The 13,996-nt window shown below is 67.3% G+C and carries 14 protein-coding genes; 6 read left to right on the forward strand and 8 right to left on the reverse strand.

The genetic code is table 11. From position 1 onward, the window contains the following. Positions 1-229: glutaredoxin family protein (locus ACTICP_RS14125; protein ID WP_441893428.1), on the reverse strand; the 229-nt coding region annotated here is incomplete at its 3' end. Between the two features lie 69 nt (positions 230-298). Between ACTICP_RS14125 and ACTICP_RS14130 the strand changes: the two genes are divergently transcribed. From ACTICP_RS14130 to ACTICP_RS14140, 3 genes are all read left to right on the forward strand, one after another. After that, positions 299-1,519 (forward strand): glycosyltransferase, encoded by a 1,221-nt coding sequence (locus ACTICP_RS14130; RefSeq protein ID WP_441893430.1) that lies wholly within the window; start codon positions 299-301, stop codon positions 1,517-1,519. Positions 1,520-1,723: 204 nt separating this feature from the next. Next, on the forward strand, positions 1,724-1,990 hold the full coding sequence (locus ACTICP_RS14135; protein ID WP_441893432.1) for a hypothetical protein: 267 nt from the start codon (positions 1,724-1,726) through the stop codon (positions 1,988-1,990). A 113-nt stretch (positions 1,991-2,103) separates the two neighbouring features. Then, complete coding sequence (locus tag ACTICP_RS14140; RefSeq protein ID WP_441893454.1) at positions 2,104-3,216, forward strand: fatty acid desaturase family protein; 1,113 nt, start codon at positions 2,104-2,106, stop codon at positions 3,214-3,216. A 52-nt stretch (positions 3,217-3,268) separates the two neighbouring features. Here ACTICP_RS14140 and ACTICP_RS14145 read toward each other — a convergent pair whose 3' ends face one another. From ACTICP_RS14145 to ACTICP_RS14160, 4 genes are read right to left on the reverse strand one after another with little or no spacing between them, the layout of a single operon-like run. Then, a complete protein-coding gene (locus ACTICP_RS14145) occupies positions 3,269-3,889 on the reverse strand; it encodes a response regulator (RefSeq protein ID WP_441893434.1) in 621 nt (206 codons plus the stop codon). Beyond that, a complete protein-coding gene (locus ACTICP_RS14150) occupies positions 3,886-5,085 on the reverse strand; it encodes a sensor histidine kinase (RefSeq protein WP_441893436.1) in 1,200 nt (399 codons plus the stop codon). Before ACTICP_RS14150 ends, ACTICP_RS14145 begins: the two co-directional genes overlap by 4 nt. A gap of 13 nt (positions 5,086-5,098) precedes the next feature. Then, on the reverse strand, positions 5,099-5,950 hold the full coding sequence (locus ACTICP_RS14155; protein ID WP_441893438.1) for an ABC transporter permease: 852 nt from the start codon (positions 5,948-5,950) through the stop codon (positions 5,099-5,101). Positions 5,951-5,952: 2 nt separating this feature from the next. Next, the gene (locus ACTICP_RS14160; RefSeq protein ID WP_441893440.1) at positions 5,953-6,861 is read right to left on the reverse strand and encodes an ABC transporter ATP-binding protein; all 909 of its coding nucleotides are present in this window, start codon (positions 6,859-6,861) and stop codon (positions 5,953-5,955) included. Between the two features lie 135 nt (positions 6,862-6,996). On the opposite strand from ACTICP_RS14160, the gene ACTICP_RS14165 reads away from it, so the two are divergent. Further along, positions 6,997-8,418: an amidase gene (locus tag ACTICP_RS14165; RefSeq protein WP_441893442.1), complete on the forward strand. Its 1,422-nt coding sequence runs from the start codon at positions 6,997-6,999 to the stop codon at positions 8,416-8,418. On the opposite strand, the gene ACTICP_RS14170 is transcribed toward ACTICP_RS14165, so the two are convergent. The 3 genes from ACTICP_RS14170 to ACTICP_RS14180 are packed head-to-tail and all read right to left on the reverse strand — an operon-like array spanning position 8,408 to position 12,175. Then, complete coding sequence (locus ACTICP_RS14170) at positions 8,408-9,808, reverse strand: threonine/serine ThrE exporter family protein (protein ID WP_441893444.1); 1,401 nt, start codon at positions 9,806-9,808, stop codon at positions 8,408-8,410. The two genes, ACTICP_RS14165 and ACTICP_RS14170, sit on opposite strands and share 11 nt — an antisense overlap. A 58-nt stretch (positions 9,809-9,866) precedes the next feature. Then, complete coding sequence (locus ACTICP_RS14175; protein WP_441893446.1) at positions 9,867-10,283, reverse strand: DUF6630 family protein; 417 nt, start codon at positions 10,281-10,283, stop codon at positions 9,867-9,869. Continuing rightward, complete coding sequence (locus ACTICP_RS14180; RefSeq protein ID WP_441893448.1) at positions 10,283-12,175, reverse strand: BCCT family transporter; 1,893 nt, start codon at positions 12,173-12,175, stop codon at positions 10,283-10,285. Before ACTICP_RS14180 ends, ACTICP_RS14175 begins: the two co-directional genes overlap by 1 nt. Positions 12,176-12,373: 198 nt before the next feature. Here ACTICP_RS14180 and ACTICP_RS14185 point away from each other — a divergent pair, with 198 nt between their 5' ends. Then, positions 12,374-12,595, forward strand: coding sequence for a helix-turn-helix domain-containing protein (locus ACTICP_RS14185; protein WP_441893450.1), 222 nt, complete (start codon positions 12,374-12,376; stop codon positions 12,593-12,595). Then, complete coding sequence (locus ACTICP_RS14190; protein ID WP_441893452.1) at positions 12,582-13,868, forward strand: type II toxin-antitoxin system HipA family toxin; 1,287 nt, start codon at positions 12,582-12,584, stop codon at positions 13,866-13,868. Before ACTICP_RS14185 ends, ACTICP_RS14190 begins: the two co-directional genes overlap by 14 nt. Positions 13,869-13,996 lie beyond the last annotated feature (128 nt).

A 13,996-nucleotide genomic window follows, 5' to 3' on the forward strand; every position in this document is an offset into this window, starting at 1 on the left:
CGTCGTCGTTGGACGGCTCGACGTGGTGCGTGGCGTCCGGGTAGACGACGACGGGGATGTTGGTGCGTCCCGAGATCTCGTGGGCGACATCCGCGGCGGCCGGGTCCTCGACGAGGTTGATGTAGGTGTACTCGACACCGAGCCCGTCGAGCTGCTTCTTCGTACGGAGGCAGTCGCGGCACCAGTCGGCACCGAACATCGTGATGGAGTCAGAGGCAGGTGAAGTCATGCTTCCAGGATATTCGCTCACAGACGTACGGGCTTCGCACCGGCGCACCAGCCTGACGTGGGACGATGGATGCCGTCGTGTCAGCGAGTACGAAGGGGGACGCACGTGGGCATCGCCGTCACGGTCATCGTCCCGACCTTCAACGAGCGCGACAATGTCGCCGAACTGGTCGCTCGCACCGCGGCAGCACTGCGGGGCCGCGAGGCTGAGATCCTGTTCGTCGATGACAGCGGCGACGACACCGCCGCCGAGGTCGAGCGGGTCGCAGCGAATGCTCCTCTGCCAGTGCGGGTCATCCATCGCTCCGCGAACACCGGGGGGCTCAGCGGCGCCGTCGTCGTCGGGCTCGCCGCAGCTCACGGAGACGTCTGCGTCGTCATGGACGGTGATCTGCAGCATCCACCCGAACTCGTCCCGAGCATGCTCGAACGCTTCGAGCGCGGCGACGCCGACGTCGTTGTGGCGTCGCGGTACGTCGGCGGCGGCGACTCGGCGGGGCTCGGCACGACCATGCGGTTCAGGGTCTCGCGGGTCTCGACGTGGCTCACCAAGGCGATGTTCCCGCGGCGCCTGGCCGACGCGACCGATCCGATGACCGGGTTCTTCCTCGTTGATCGGCGGTGTCTCGACCTCGCAGCGCTCCGCCCACAGGGGTTCAAGATCCTGCTCGAGATCCTCGCGCGCACCGACGTGCGCGTCGCCGAGGTGCCGATGGCGTTCTCCGAGCGCCGCAGCGGCACCTCCAAGGCGTCGCTCCGGCAGGGGGCGACCTTCATCGCGCACCTGGCCCGGCTGCGATTCGGCAAGATGTCGCTGTTCGCGCTCATCGGCGCCATCGGCGCCCTGGCGAACCTCGGCATCATGTGGCTGCTCACATCCCTCGGCATGCCGTACGTGTGGGCGGCGATCATCGGCGCCGAGGTCACGATCATCGGCAACTTCCTGCTGCAGGAGCGGTTCGTGTTCGGTGACATGCGCGGCGACGCCCGCGGCGTGTGGTCACGGTTCGCGGCATCGTTCACCTTCAACAACGTCGAGGCCGCGCTGCGCATCCCGATCATGGTGCTCATGGTCGAGACCTGGCACATCTCCAGTGTGCTCGCCACGGCGATCTCGCTGGTGGTCGCCTTCTTCGCACGGTTCCTGTTCCACTCGCTGTTCGTCTACGCGCCGCGGCGGGGGCGCACCCGCGCGGCCTCGGACGGGGATGCCGCACCGACGACGGACACCGCGGCGCAGCGCATCATCCGCGCGATCGACGCCGAGGCTATGCGCCCGGGCGAGCTCTGATCCGCCTGCCGTCTGCCGTATGCGCTAGACTGGTCGTGCAACGTGATGCTCTGCCGCGATTTCGGCACGCACGTCGCCACTGATCAGGGCCGTAAAGGACCGCGCACACCGATGCGCGCGGTATCCGCTCTCGATCTCCAGAATTCAGGATGCGCTCGCGCGCGTCCGCACAGCAATGTGCAAGACCAAGCAATGAGTATGACCATGAGCAAGACCACCACCCACCCACCCGAATCCCTGTCCTGGAAACAGGCCGACGCTGACGTTCACGTCGCGACGCGCGGCGGCGAGTTCGCCGGCTTCGTCGAGCTCGACGCCGACGGCCACATCGTCCGCGACAACCACGGCACCGAGCTGGGCTCCTTCGCGACCCTCGCCGATGCCCGTCTAGCCCTCGAGGGCTCGACGCAGCGGCGCACGCGTTCGTTCGCGCAGACCCTCCGCGGGCATCTGCGCGGCTCTCGCGCCTGACTTTCTCGACGTATACAGGAAGACGCATACGGCTCGGGTTAGCCTGGGACCAGCGATCGGCATCCGCCCTTGGCTTCTCACGGCTCAAGGGCTCCAATCGGCAGGAGAGCAACATCTCCACATCTACCGACATCGAATCGACCGGCACACTCGGACCGATTCGTCAGACCTACTCCGGCAACGCCGAGTTCCCGCCGATGACGCACGCGTACAAGAACGTGCTGCAGGTGGTCCGCGAAACCGGGCTGCTGAACCGCGCGCGCTGGTTCTACGCAGCAGTCGCCGCCGGCATCCTGCTGGCCCTCGGCGGCTGCATCACCGGCTTCATCCTGCTCGGCGACAGCTGGTTCCAGCTACTCATCGCGGGCGCCCTCGCCATCGTCTTCACGCAGATCGCGTTCCTCGCGCACGAGGCGGCGCACCGTCAGATCCTCGCCTCGGGGCCGAGGAATTTCCGGCTGGCCCGCATCCTCGCCGGAATCGTCGGCATGAGCTACTCGTGGTGGGACAGCAAGCACACCAAGCACCACGGCAACCCGAACATGGTCGGCAAGGATCCCGACATCGAAGTCGACACGATCTCGTTCCTCGACGAGGACGCTGCCCGCTCTCGCGGCGTCATCCGGCTGATCACCCGCAAGCAGGGGTGGCTGTTCTTCCCGCTGCTCACGCTCGAGGGTCTGAACCTGCACTACCTCAGCATCAAGTACCTCGTCACCAAGCGTGGCGTGAAGGGCCGCTGGATCGAGCTGGGCCTCATCGCCCTGCGTTTCGCGCTGCTGCTGACGCCGGTCTTCCTGCTGCTGCCGCTGGGCATGGCCTTCGCGTTCATGGGCGTGCAGCTCGCGGTATTCGGCGTGTACATGGGCGCCTCGTTCGCCCCGAACCACAAAGGCATGCCGATCATTGCGCCCGGTGCCCGGCTCGACTTCTTCACGAAGCAGGTGCGCACCTCTCGCAACGTCAGCGGCGGCTGGTGGGCCACCTGGCTGATGGGCGGGCTGAACTACCAGGTCGAGCACCACCTGTTCCCGAGCATGCCGCGTCTTCACCTGGCAAAGGCGCGCGAGATCGTGCGCGACTACTGTGCGTCCAACAACGTGCCGTACACCGAGACCACGCTGATCCGCTCGTACGGGATCGTGATCGAATACCTCAACCGGGTCGGGCTGGCAGCCCGCGATCCGTTCGACTGCCCGGCGGCTGCACAGCTCCGGCGGGTCTGACGCCGCTGCCCTGCTCGGGCAAGGCGAGCGCCGTTAGCTGCAGCAGGCCCAGCTACAGCAGGCCCAGCTCCAGCGCGAGGGTGACGGCACGCGTGCGGTCCGAGACCCCGAGCTTCTCGAACACATGCAGCAGGTGCGTCTTGACGGTCGCCTCGCCGATGAACAGCTCTTTCGCGATCGCGGGGTTGCTGCCGCCGGCGGCGACGAGCCGCAGCACCTCGAGCTCGCGCGGGCTCAGCTGCGGGCGTTCCTCGGGCGTGCGCATGCGGGCCACGAGCGTCGCCGCGATGGACGGGGCGAGCACCGTATGGCCACCGGCGAGCGAGCGGATGCCGGCGACGATCTCCTCATGCGGAGCGGCCTTCAGCAGATAGCCGCTCGCCCCAGCCTCGATCGCACCGAGGATGTCGTCGTCGCTCTCGTAGGTCGTGAGCACCAGCACGCGGACCTCCGGCAGTTCCGCTGCGAGGCGGGCGGTGGCCTCCGCTCCCGAGAGCCGCGGCATCCGCAGATCCATCAGCACGACGTCGGGACGCAGCGCATGGGCGCGTTCGATCAGCTCGACGCCGTCCGACGCTTCGCCCACGACCTCGAGGCCGTCATCGAGCGAGAGCAGTCCGACGATGCCGGAGCGCACGATGGGGTGGTCATCTGCCACGATGACGCGGATCATTCGATCACCTGCTCTGCGGCCGAGGCCGTCTCGGCGGTCAGGGGGATGCGCACAGTCAGCGCGGTGCCTCGAGGTGCAGCATCCGTCACACCCAGCGCCCCTCCGACGAGATCGACCCGCTCGCGCATGCCGGCCAGCCCGAATCCGTGACCGTCGTCGATCGACGCATCTCGCAGGCCCTGCCCGTCGTCGCGCACGGTGAGCGTCGCCTCGTCGCCGATCTCGAGGACCACGGATGCGGCGCTCGCTCTGGCGTGCTTGCGCACGTTCGCGAGCCCCTCCTGGGCGCATCGCAGCAGCACGACCTGGATATCGCGCGGGACGTCGCACTCGGACGCATCGACGCGCACAGTCACCCCCGTCTCGCGCTGGAACCGATCGCCGAGCCGCTGCAGAGCCTGCGCGAGCGAACCCGAAGGGGCCGTCGCCGACGACTCGACGACCACGAGCGTTCGTGCTTCGCGCAGCGCGTCTCGCGCAGCATCCTCGATGAGCGCGATCGTTTCGGCCGACCCGTCGTGGCGGGCGCGTTCGGCCAGCATCACGATGCTCGTGAGGGTCTGCGCGATCGTGTCGTGCACCTCGCGGGCAAGGCGTTCGCGTTCGGCCGTCGCACCGGCTTCGCGGCTCACCGACTTCAGATTCGCCTGCGCCTGGGTGAGCTCTGCGAGCAGACGCTGGCGCTCGGCACCCCATTCGGCGATGCGGGTGATCCACAGGCCGAGGGCGATGCTGAATGCCGCGGACAGCCCCGCGGTGAGGAAGCCGGCGACAATGGCGTCCTGCTGGAACCCTCCCCACGCCGAGTACGCGACTCCGAGGAGGATCGCGTTCACCAGCGTCACGATCACCGATTGGCGTGCGGAGAGCGACGTCATCCAGAGCAGCGGCAGCACGATCGTCTGCAGCAACAGCATGTTCGGCTCGATCGACGTGCCGATCGTGAGCAGCACGACGAGACTGCCCTGCAGCAATCCCGAGGTCAGCGGCGAGGGCTCCGGCGAGTCGCGGATACTCACATAGCGGCGCGCCCCGAACGCGTAGATGGCGAGGATGCCGGCGGCGATGGCGACCTGCAGCGCCCGTGACCCTGGTGACCGCGGCTCATCCGTGAACGCGATGACGGTGAACACGACGAACAGGGCACCGCCGGCGATGTCCCAGCCCAACTGCTCGCGGTGGATGGTGCTGCGCATGCGTCCTACTCTGTCACCCGTTGCGGTGGATCCAACGGAAAGTGAGCCGGCTGAGCACGAGTCCGATCACGAGCCACCCGGTGAGCACGAGTGCGATGAGGCCGAGATCCCAGGAGCCGCTGACCTCGGCGGTCGCGAACGAGTCGGGCAGGAACACCGAGCGCATGCCCTGGGCGATCCACTTCACCGGCAGCACACCGGCCGTGTTCTGCAGCCACTCCGGCAGCATCGAGAACGCGATGTAGACACCGGAGATGAACTGGATGAGCAGCACGATCGGGATCACGACGGCGGAGGCGGATTTTCCGGTGCGCGGCACGGACGAGAGTGCGATGCCGAGCAGGGTGCAGGTGGTGAGCCCCAGCACGAAGATCCAGGCAAACCGGCCCCAGGCCGCGGCATCCGTCGGCAGTTCGACCCGGTAGACGACCACGGCGACGACGATCAGCAGCGCGACCTGCAGGATGGCGGTGACGAATACCTCGCCGAGCTTGCCGATGAAGTAGGTCACCGGAGAGATCGGTGTGCCACCCAGACGCTTGAGCGTGCCGTCGCTCTTCTCCGCGGCGATTTCGAGCGCCGGGCCCTGTACGCCGGAGAGCAGGATGGCACCGGCGATCAGACCGGGCAGGTAATAGGTCGACATGCTCACCATGTCTGGGCCTTCGCCGATGTCGCCCGTGAAGATCGTCGCGAATACGACGTACATCAGCGTCGGGAACAGGAACGTGAAGAACACCTGGTCGCCGGCGCGGAAGTACTGGCGCAGTTCCAGACCGATGCGGCGGAATCCGAGGCGGACGGTGCGGGCCAGGCCGAAGGTCGTGGGGCGGGGCGTGGTGGCGGCAGTGGTCGTGGTGCTCATGTTCACAGCTCCTCAGCGGTCGTGGCCATGGCGGCGGTGGCGTGCGTGTTCGCGGGAATGTCGGCAGCGGACTCCTCCCGGATGAGATCCAGGTAGATGTCCTCCAGACTCGGTCGGACGACCTCGAGCCTCCGAGGCTCTCCGTCGCGGCGGTACAGATCGGCCACGACGGCGCCGGGCTCGTCGGTGAGCTGCTCGTGGGCGGTGCCGTCGGGGTCTGTCCAGCGGACGCGGGGCGTGCGGGCATCCGGTCCGCCGATCTCGTCGATCCGGCCCATCGCGACGATCGCGCCCCCGGTGATCACAGCGGCGCGATCACCGAGCTGGGCGGCCTCGTCGAGGTAGTGCGTGGTGAGCAGAATGCTGGTGCCCTCGGCCTTGAGCTGGTTGATGAGGTCCCAGAACTGGCGGCGTGCTTCGGGGTCGAATCCGGTCGTCGGCTCGTCGAGGAACAGCAGCTCCGGCCGCCCGACGATGCCGAGGGCGACGTCGAGGCGACGCTGCTGTCCGCCCGAGAGCTTGCCGATCCGCGTCTTCCGCTTCTGCTCGAGACCGACCGAGGCGATGACCTCGTCGACGTTGCGGGGGCGCGGGTAGTAGCCGGCGAACTCGGTCAGCAGCTCGCTCACTGTGAAGTTCCCGGCCTCGCCGGTCGACTGCAGCACGATGCCGAGGCGCGACTTCCACTCCAGCCCGCCGCGCTGCGGATCGACGCCGAGCACGCGCACCTCGCCGGAGCTCCGGTGCCGGTAGCCCTCGAGGATCTCGATCGTCGTAGATTTTCCCGCACCGTTGGGCCCCAGCAGGGCGAAGGTCTCACCACGGCGGATGTCGAAGTCGACGCCACCGACTGCGGTGAAGCTGCCGTAGTTCTTACGGAGGTCGCGTACCTGGATCACGTTCTCGCTCATGCTCCCAGACTGGCGTCCCCCGGCCCGCGCCACCAGCGGTCGGACGGCGGATTTCACCATCCACCGATCGGTGGATGAGAGGTGCGGCCTGCGGTGGAAGAGAGTGTCGTGGAGGAGGGGTCGTAGGCTCGAGGCATGACCGCGCTGCACGAGTTGACCGCTATCGAGCAGCTGGCGGCGCTGCGCGCTCGCGAGCTCAGCCCGAACGAACTCACCCGGCACTACCTCGACCGCATCACCCGGCTCGACGACGGGCTCGGCGCCTTCGTCGAGGTGACCTCAGACGCCGCCCTCGCCCGTGCCGCATCGCTCATTGAGCCGAACGGGGCGCTGTGGGGCCTGCCGTTCGCCGACAAGGATCTCGTACCGCGTGCGGGGGTGCCGACCCGATTCGGCTCGCGCCTGCACAGTGCCGGGCCCGGGCGTGAGGACTTCATTCCCGACGCCACGGCCGACCAGGCCGCCGTGCTCGATGAGGCCGGCGGCATCAGCCTCGGTAAGACCAACACCCCCGAGTTCGGGCTGACCGGCTACACCGAGACGCAGATCGCACCGCCCGCACGCGACCCCTGGAATCCCGCGAACGGTGCCGGCGGGTCGAGTGGCGGGGCCGCTACCGCGGTGGCGGCGGGGCTGCTGCCACTTGCTCCGGCATCCGATGGGGGCGGGTCGATCCGCATTCCGGCCGCCACGGTCGGTGTCGTCGGCATCAAGCCGTCGCGCGGTCGAGTGCCGTTCGCCTCGGGGCTCGACAGCCCCGGCGGCCTCTCCGTCGCCGGACCCATCGCCCGCACGGTCGCTGATGCCGCGCTGCTGCTCGACGTCCAGGCGTCCGGGCGGCCTCATCCGTACGCGACGGCGGCGCCCGGTGCCGGTCCGTTCGTCGACGCGGCGACGGCAGACACTGCTGCCGCCCGGGTCGGCGTCACGACGGTGTCGCCGTGGGACGACGCCGACGACATCCGGCTCGACCCCGCTGCCGCGCGCGCTGTGGCGGTCGCGGCGGATCTGCTGGCGGATGCCGGGGTCACCGCCGACGGGTTCGACTGGCGCCCGCGCGGGTACGCCGAGTTGTTCACGACCATCTGGCGCACGAGCGCTGCGCGCATGACGCTCAGCGAGGCCGAGCTCGAGCTGGTCGAACCGATCACGGCGTGGCTGGTGCGCGAGGGGAGACGGCTCACCGGGGCGCAGGTGCTCGAGGCGCTCGCCGCGGCGACCGTGTTCGAGCGCGAGACGATCACCGCGTTCGCACCGTTCGACGCGGTGCTGACGCCGGCGCTCGCGCTGCCGCCGCAGCCGATCGGCTGGTTCGACGCCGACGGTGCGGCCCGGAACTTCTCGCAGCAGGTGCGCTACGCGCCGTATTCGAGCTTCGTGAACGTCGTGGGGCTGCCGGCGATCGTGCTTCCGGTGATGGCTGATGCGACGGGGCATCCGGTGAGCGTGCAGCTGATCGGTCGCCCCGGCGGCGAGGCGAAGATCATCGCGCTCGCCGCGGCACTGGAGCGCCGGGTCGAACCGATGCGGCCGCCGGAGCGGGGCGTCAGCGTCTGAGGCGCGAGCGCGATCGCGAGACCGTGGCGAGTGTCGCGCGCAGCGGGGTGCCGAGGTACAGGCCGAGCGAGGCGCCGGCGGCGAGACCGATGCCGATGGATGCCGCGAGGACCAGCGGTCCGATGCCGTCCAGCATCCCCTCGGCTGTCCCGTCGGAGTCGACGACGCCGAGCAGTCCGCGGAAGACCGCCGTTCCCGGAACGAGGGGAACGATCGCCGCCGTCGTGACTGCGACCGAGGGCACATGCACGCCGCGGGCGGTGATGATGCCGATGAAGCTCGCCAGCAGCGCGCCGATGGCGCTCGCACCGCCCGGCTGGATCCCGAGCGCGAGGGTGGAGCTGTACCCGAAGATCGCGATGGTGCTGAGGACGGCGCTGACGATCATGATGCGCGCACCCGCGCCGTTGAACAGCGCGACGGCGACCGCGATGATGACCGCGCCGCCGATCTGCGCCACGGGCGCTCCGAACGGGATCGCACTGGTGGGGAGGGGAATGCCGATGCCGAAGAGACGCGCGAACTCCAGGCCGATGAGGATGCCGAGGACCACGCCGAGAGTCTGCATCGTGAGGTCGAGGATGCGGCCGACGGCGGTGAGCGCGAAGCCGTCGATGGCGTCCTGCGCGGCTCCGACGACGGTGAGCCCGGAGAGCATGAGCACGATTCCGGAGGCGACGATGATCGACGGCTGCACGGCGACGAAGGGCTCGATGCCCGCGTCGCCGAGTGCGGAGACGATCGCCGTGACCGCGGTGATGATGAATCCGCCGGTGATCTGGCTGAAGAAGAGCGGCACCTGCAGGCGTGCGAGGCCGGCCTGGGCGAAGGCCACGGCGAGGGCGGCGAGGAAGCTCAGCCCGATGATGATCGGCGATGCCCCGTAGAGGATCGCGACGCCGACCGTGAGCAGGGCGCGCGAGAAGATGACGACGATCGGACGGTACAGGAACGGGGTGCGCCGGATGACGCGGAAGGCGAGGCGGGCTTCGTCGAGGTCCATGCCGTCGATGATGTCGACGAGGAGCGCCTGCAGCCGTTGCAGCTTCGCGTGGTCGGGGGAGGAGGCCCGTATGACGCGGACCAGGGTCGTCGGCCAGTCCTCCTCGCCGCGGTGGTACGAGACGCTGATCGCGTCGAAGTTGACGTCGACGTGCACGCCGCTGAGCCCGTAGACCTTGGCGACGCGGATGATCGCGAAGGTCACGTCGTGGGCAGAGGCGCCGACGGCGAACATTGACTCGCCGATCCGCAGGGCGAGATCGAGGATCTTGACGACGACCGTCTCGCCGATCACCGTGTGGGCCTCGGTGAGGGCGACTCTGTCGGGGTCGGTGCGGATTGCCCGTCGAAGGAGGGTCAGCAGCCGGGGGCGTCGTTCGGTGACCATATCTCCATTGTCTCGAGTCGGGACAGCGGCTTCAGCATCCGATGGCGGGTGCCGCGAATCAGCCCGAGAGTCTCGCGATCAGCGTCACGATCTCGTCGAGGTCTGTGGTCGGGACGGCGACCAGCGGATGGGCGTCTTCGTCTTCGGGATCCTCGATGTGGAGGAGGTGGAGCCCGTGCGGCGCCAGCAGTTCGTCGGCCCTGACGATCGCACCCACGAGGGTGTCGATGTCGCCGACCTCGTCGAACTCGACGCCGGTGCGGAAGACGCGGGGGAGCGCGGGCAGGGCATCGGCGAGCTCCTCTCCGGTGTCGCCGCGGTCGAGGTACGCGAGGCCGCCGGCGTCGTCCAGCGCGTCGATGAGCGCGTCCCACGGCTCATCGCCAGCCTCGATGGCGTCGAGGACGGCGGGCGCGAACTCGGGGTCATCGTCCAGCAGGTTGCACAGACGCGTCCAGTCGTCGATCGTGCTCATCACGTCGGCCGCGTTTCATCGTTGAGGTTCTCGCTGGAAGACTCTGTTTCGTCCTCCGTGATGATCGCATGGGAAGACGTCTCGAAGACCTCGGCGAACGCCTCGTCGACCGGTTCATCGATCCAGGGGTGACCGTCCTGGGAGTGGTCGTACTCGGCCGGAATGAGCGCGAAGTCGTCGCCGTACTCCTCCAGTCCGGTGCGCACGCTGTGCCGGAGTGCCTGTTTGGCGTACTTCTCGCGCAGGATCAGCGGATCGCGTCTGAGGTCCTTCATCAACGCGATCATCATGAACACCAGAATGACGGCGAACGGCAGCGCCGCGATGATCGTCACGTTCTGCAGTGCGCGCAGACCGCTTCCCTCCTCTCCGGTGGCGAGCAGCACGGCGGCGATCACCCCCACGAGAGTTCCCCACGTGATCGTGACCCAGCGCTTCGGGGTGGGCCGACCTTGCTGTGACATCGTCCCCATGACGAGAGATGCCGAGTCTGCACCGGTGATGAAGAAGATTGCGATGAGCAGCATCAGCAGGATGCTCGTGATCTCGGTGAGCGGGAGGTTCTCGAGAACGCCGAAGAGCACGTTCTCGGGCGGTGTCACCGAGAGTTCCGCACCGTTCATCTGCTGATCGATCGCTGTGGTTCCGAAGATCGCGAACCAGACCATGGAGATCAGTGATGGGACGGCGATCACGACCAGCACGAACTGACGGATCGTGCGGCCGCGGGAGATCTTCGCGATGAACATGCCGACGAACGGCGACCACGAGATCCACCACGCCCAGTAGAAGATCGTCCAGGTGGCGAGGAACTGTTCGGCCGCATCGCCCTGCGCGCCGGTGCGGCCCATCATCTGCGGGAGGTCGTTGATGAACTCGAACGCGATCGCCGGAATCATGTTCAGGATCAGCAGGCTCGGGCCGACGAAGAACACGAAGAGCGCCAGGACGATGGCCGCGACGGAGTTGATGTTCGACAGCGCCTGGATGCCCTTGGATACGCCCGATGCGGCAGAGGCGATGAAGCAGGCGGTGAGGACGGCGATCACGGCGATGAGCACGCCGTTGCCGAGTCGGCCGAGACCGGCGACGATCTCGACGCCGTGGCCGATCTGCAGGGCGCCGAGGCCGAGAGAGGCCGCCGTTCCGAAGAGAGTCACGAGGATCGAGAAGATGTCGATCGTCTTGCCGATCGGGCCGGTGGTCTTGCTCTCTCCGAGCAGGGGGGCGAAGACCGAGGAGATGAGGGGTGTGCGACCGCGGCGGTATGAGCCGTAGGCGATCGCGATGCCCACCAGCGCGTAGAACGCCCAGGCCTGCGGGCCCCAGTGGTACAGCACCTGTGCCTGTGCCGTCTGCATCGCCTCGAGCGTTCCGCCCTCAACCGTTCCCGGCGGCGGATCCTCGAAGAAGGTGAGTGGCTCTGCGGCGCCCCAGAACACCAGGCCGATACCCATTCCGGCGGCGAAGAGCATCGAGATCCACGAGAACATCGAGAACTCGGGGGCCTCGTCGTCGCGCCCGAGCTTGATGCGGCCGTACCGGCTGACCCCGAGGAAGATCATGAACAGCAGGATCGTCGTCGCCACCGTAGTGAAGAACACTCCGGTGTACTCGATGACCCAGTCAAGTGCGGACTGTGCGGTCGCGGCAAGATGGTCGCCGGCGAAGACGCCCCAGCCGATGAACCCGACGACGAAGGTCGCCGCGACGCCGAAGACCAGCCAGTCGGTGCGATACACCCGTCCGGTCTGCTCCACTCCCACTCCGGGGATGAGCGCGGGGTGCACGCCCTTCGGTGAGATCTCTTGCAGGCCCCGCGCGATGCTTCGCGCGACGCCCGCGGCTTTATTGCCTTTGGCGTTCCCGTCGGTTCCGTATTCACTGTTCACGACACCCATACTCGCAGGGAGGGTGTGGTGATGGGCAACCCCGGTGAGGGCGTGGCGCCTCACCGGGGTTGCACACGTCGTGATCGCCTTGGCGTCATCGTTTCGCGAACGGGCGGTGTGCGGTATAAGTCACTTTCGGTTGTGTGCGTTATAAGTCACATGTATGGTTGTGTGATATAAGTCACTGGTGAGGTGAAGATGGAAGTACGCGCTGCATCCGACTTCGGGGCACTCGTTGCTGAGCGCCGCGAAGGTCTGAGCCTGTCTCAAGCTGAGCTCGCGCGTCGTGCTGGCGTCACTCGCGAGTGGGTGGTAAGGCTGGAGAACGGGTCCACGACCGTCACACTTTTCCGGCTCATGCGCGTTGTCCGAGAGCTCGGACTCGTCGTTGACGTCAGCGAGGTGGATGGTGTCGAGTGAACTGTTCGCGTATCTCGATGGCGAAGCGATCGGCGTCGTCGAGCAGTCGGCTGGCGGCGCCATGTCATTCACCTACGATGCTGACTACCGGTCCCGGCGCGATGCGACCCCGCTCTCACTCTCCATGCCGCTTGTGCGCGCCGGGCACAAGAACAAGCCCGTGCGCGCTTTTCTGCAGGGATTGCTGCCCGACAGTCCGGGCAGGCTCGCGGAGCTCGCTCGTGAGTATCGCGTCAGCGCCAGCAATCCCTTCGCTCTGCTTTCGCACATAGGTCGTGATGCGGCGGGTGCGGTGCAATTGCTCCCTCCTGGCGAGGCGAGCGCTGATGCGACCGACCATCAAGGCGATGTGAGAGAACTCTCCGACACCGACCTCGCGGAGCTCGTGGCAGATCTTGTACGTAATGGTGACACTTGGGGGAGGCGTACGGATAACGCACGCTGGAGCCTTCCCGGTGCGCAGCCCAAGGTTGCTCTTTTCCGCACCGAGGAGGGACGATGGGCGGTGCCACAGGATTCCACGCCGACCACGCACATCCTCAAGCCCTCGGTGGCTCCTTACTCGGATCATCACATCAACGAGTTCATGACGATGGCTGCGGCGCGTGCACTGCGGCTTCACGTCGCTGACGACTTCTTGATGTTCACCGAACGTGGTGACGCGGTGTTCGTTTCCACTCGCTACGACCGACGGATCGAAGAGGAGCGCTGGCATCGGCTCCATCAGGAGGACCTCTGCCAGGCGCTGAGCGTGCCACCGGACATGAAATATCAGTCAGAGGGTGGACCGGGTGTCGCCGCGATCGCCCGCCTCGTCAACTCCCTACCTGACGCTGAAGACCGTCGCGACAACGCCAGACGGTTCTACGAAGCCCTTGTCTTCGCGGTCGCGTCGCTCGGGACAGATGCGCACGCGAAGAACTACTCACTCTTGCTGCGACGGGATCGCGCCGACCTCGCGCCCCTCTATGACCTCGGCAGCTACGCTCCGTACCGCGTCACCGGCGGAGGAACTCCGAAGCTTGCCATGTCGATCGACGGGGAGTACAGCGTCGGCCGCATCGGTCTCGATGCACTGATCGCGACGGCGAGGCAGCTCGGAGTCGATCGCGACTGGGCCGACGCGCGAGCGCGCGAGATCACGGGCGGTATCGTCGGCGCCTATGCGGCCGCGGCGAATGCGGCGCGAGCGCAACTCGGCGACAGCCCGTTCGTCGGGCAGATGCTCGACAGCATCCATGAGTACTCGTCCGCACGCAGCTGGAACGCGTGACGACCGGCACCGCGGAGCAAACACCCGCGGGGGAAATAAAGAAACCCCCTCCTGTAGAAGCCAGAAGAGGGTCTCAGTGGCTCCGACGGGCGTCGATCCCGTGACCTCACGATTTTCAGTCGTGCGCT

Origin of the sequence: Microbacterium sp. (assembly GCF_052102115.1) — a bacterium.
Classification (GTDB): domain Bacteria; phylum Actinomycetota; class Actinomycetes; order Actinomycetales; family Microbacteriaceae; genus Microbacterium.

Excerpts from the sequence above, each read along its gene's own strand:
- ACTICP_RS14160 (WP_441893440.1), bottom strand. The coding sequence starts at position 6,861 with ATGAGCGAGAACGTGATCCAGGTACGCGACCTCCGTAAGAACTACGGC.
- ACTICP_RS14130 (WP_441893430.1), top strand. The coding sequence starts at position 299 with ATGCCGTCGTGTCAGCGAGTACGAAGGGGGACGCACGTGGGCATCGCC.
- ACTICP_RS14150 (WP_441893436.1), bottom strand. The coding sequence starts at position 5,085 with ATGCGCAGCACCATCCACCGCGAGCAGTTGGGCTGGGACATCGCCGGC.
- ACTICP_RS14190 (WP_441893452.1), top strand. The coding sequence starts at position 12,582 with ATGGTGTCGAGTGAACTGTTCGCGTATCTCGATGGCGAAGCGATCGGC.
- ACTICP_RS14145 (WP_441893434.1), bottom strand. The coding sequence starts at position 3,889 with ATGATCCGCGTCATCGTGGCAGATGACCACCCCATCGTGCGCTCCGGC.
- ACTICP_RS14175 (WP_441893446.1), bottom strand. The coding sequence starts at position 10,283 with ATGAGCACGATCGACGACTGGACGCGTCTGTGCAACCTGCTGGACGAT.
- ACTICP_RS14185 (WP_441893450.1), top strand. The coding sequence starts at position 12,374 with ATGGAAGTACGCGCTGCATCCGACTTCGGGGCACTCGTTGCTGAGCGC.
- ACTICP_RS14135 (WP_441893432.1), top strand. The coding sequence starts at position 1,724 with ATGAGCAAGACCACCACCCACCCACCCGAATCCCTGTCCTGGAAACAG.
- ACTICP_RS14155 (WP_441893438.1), bottom strand. The coding sequence starts at position 5,950 with ATGAGCACCACGACCACTGCCGCCACCACGCCCCGCCCCACGACCTTC.
- ACTICP_RS14170 (WP_441893444.1), bottom strand. The coding sequence starts at position 9,808 with ATGGTCACCGAACGACGCCCCCGGCTGCTGACCCTCCTTCGACGGGCA.
- ACTICP_RS14165 (WP_441893442.1), top strand. The coding sequence starts at position 6,997 with ATGACCGCGCTGCACGAGTTGACCGCTATCGAGCAGCTGGCGGCGCTG.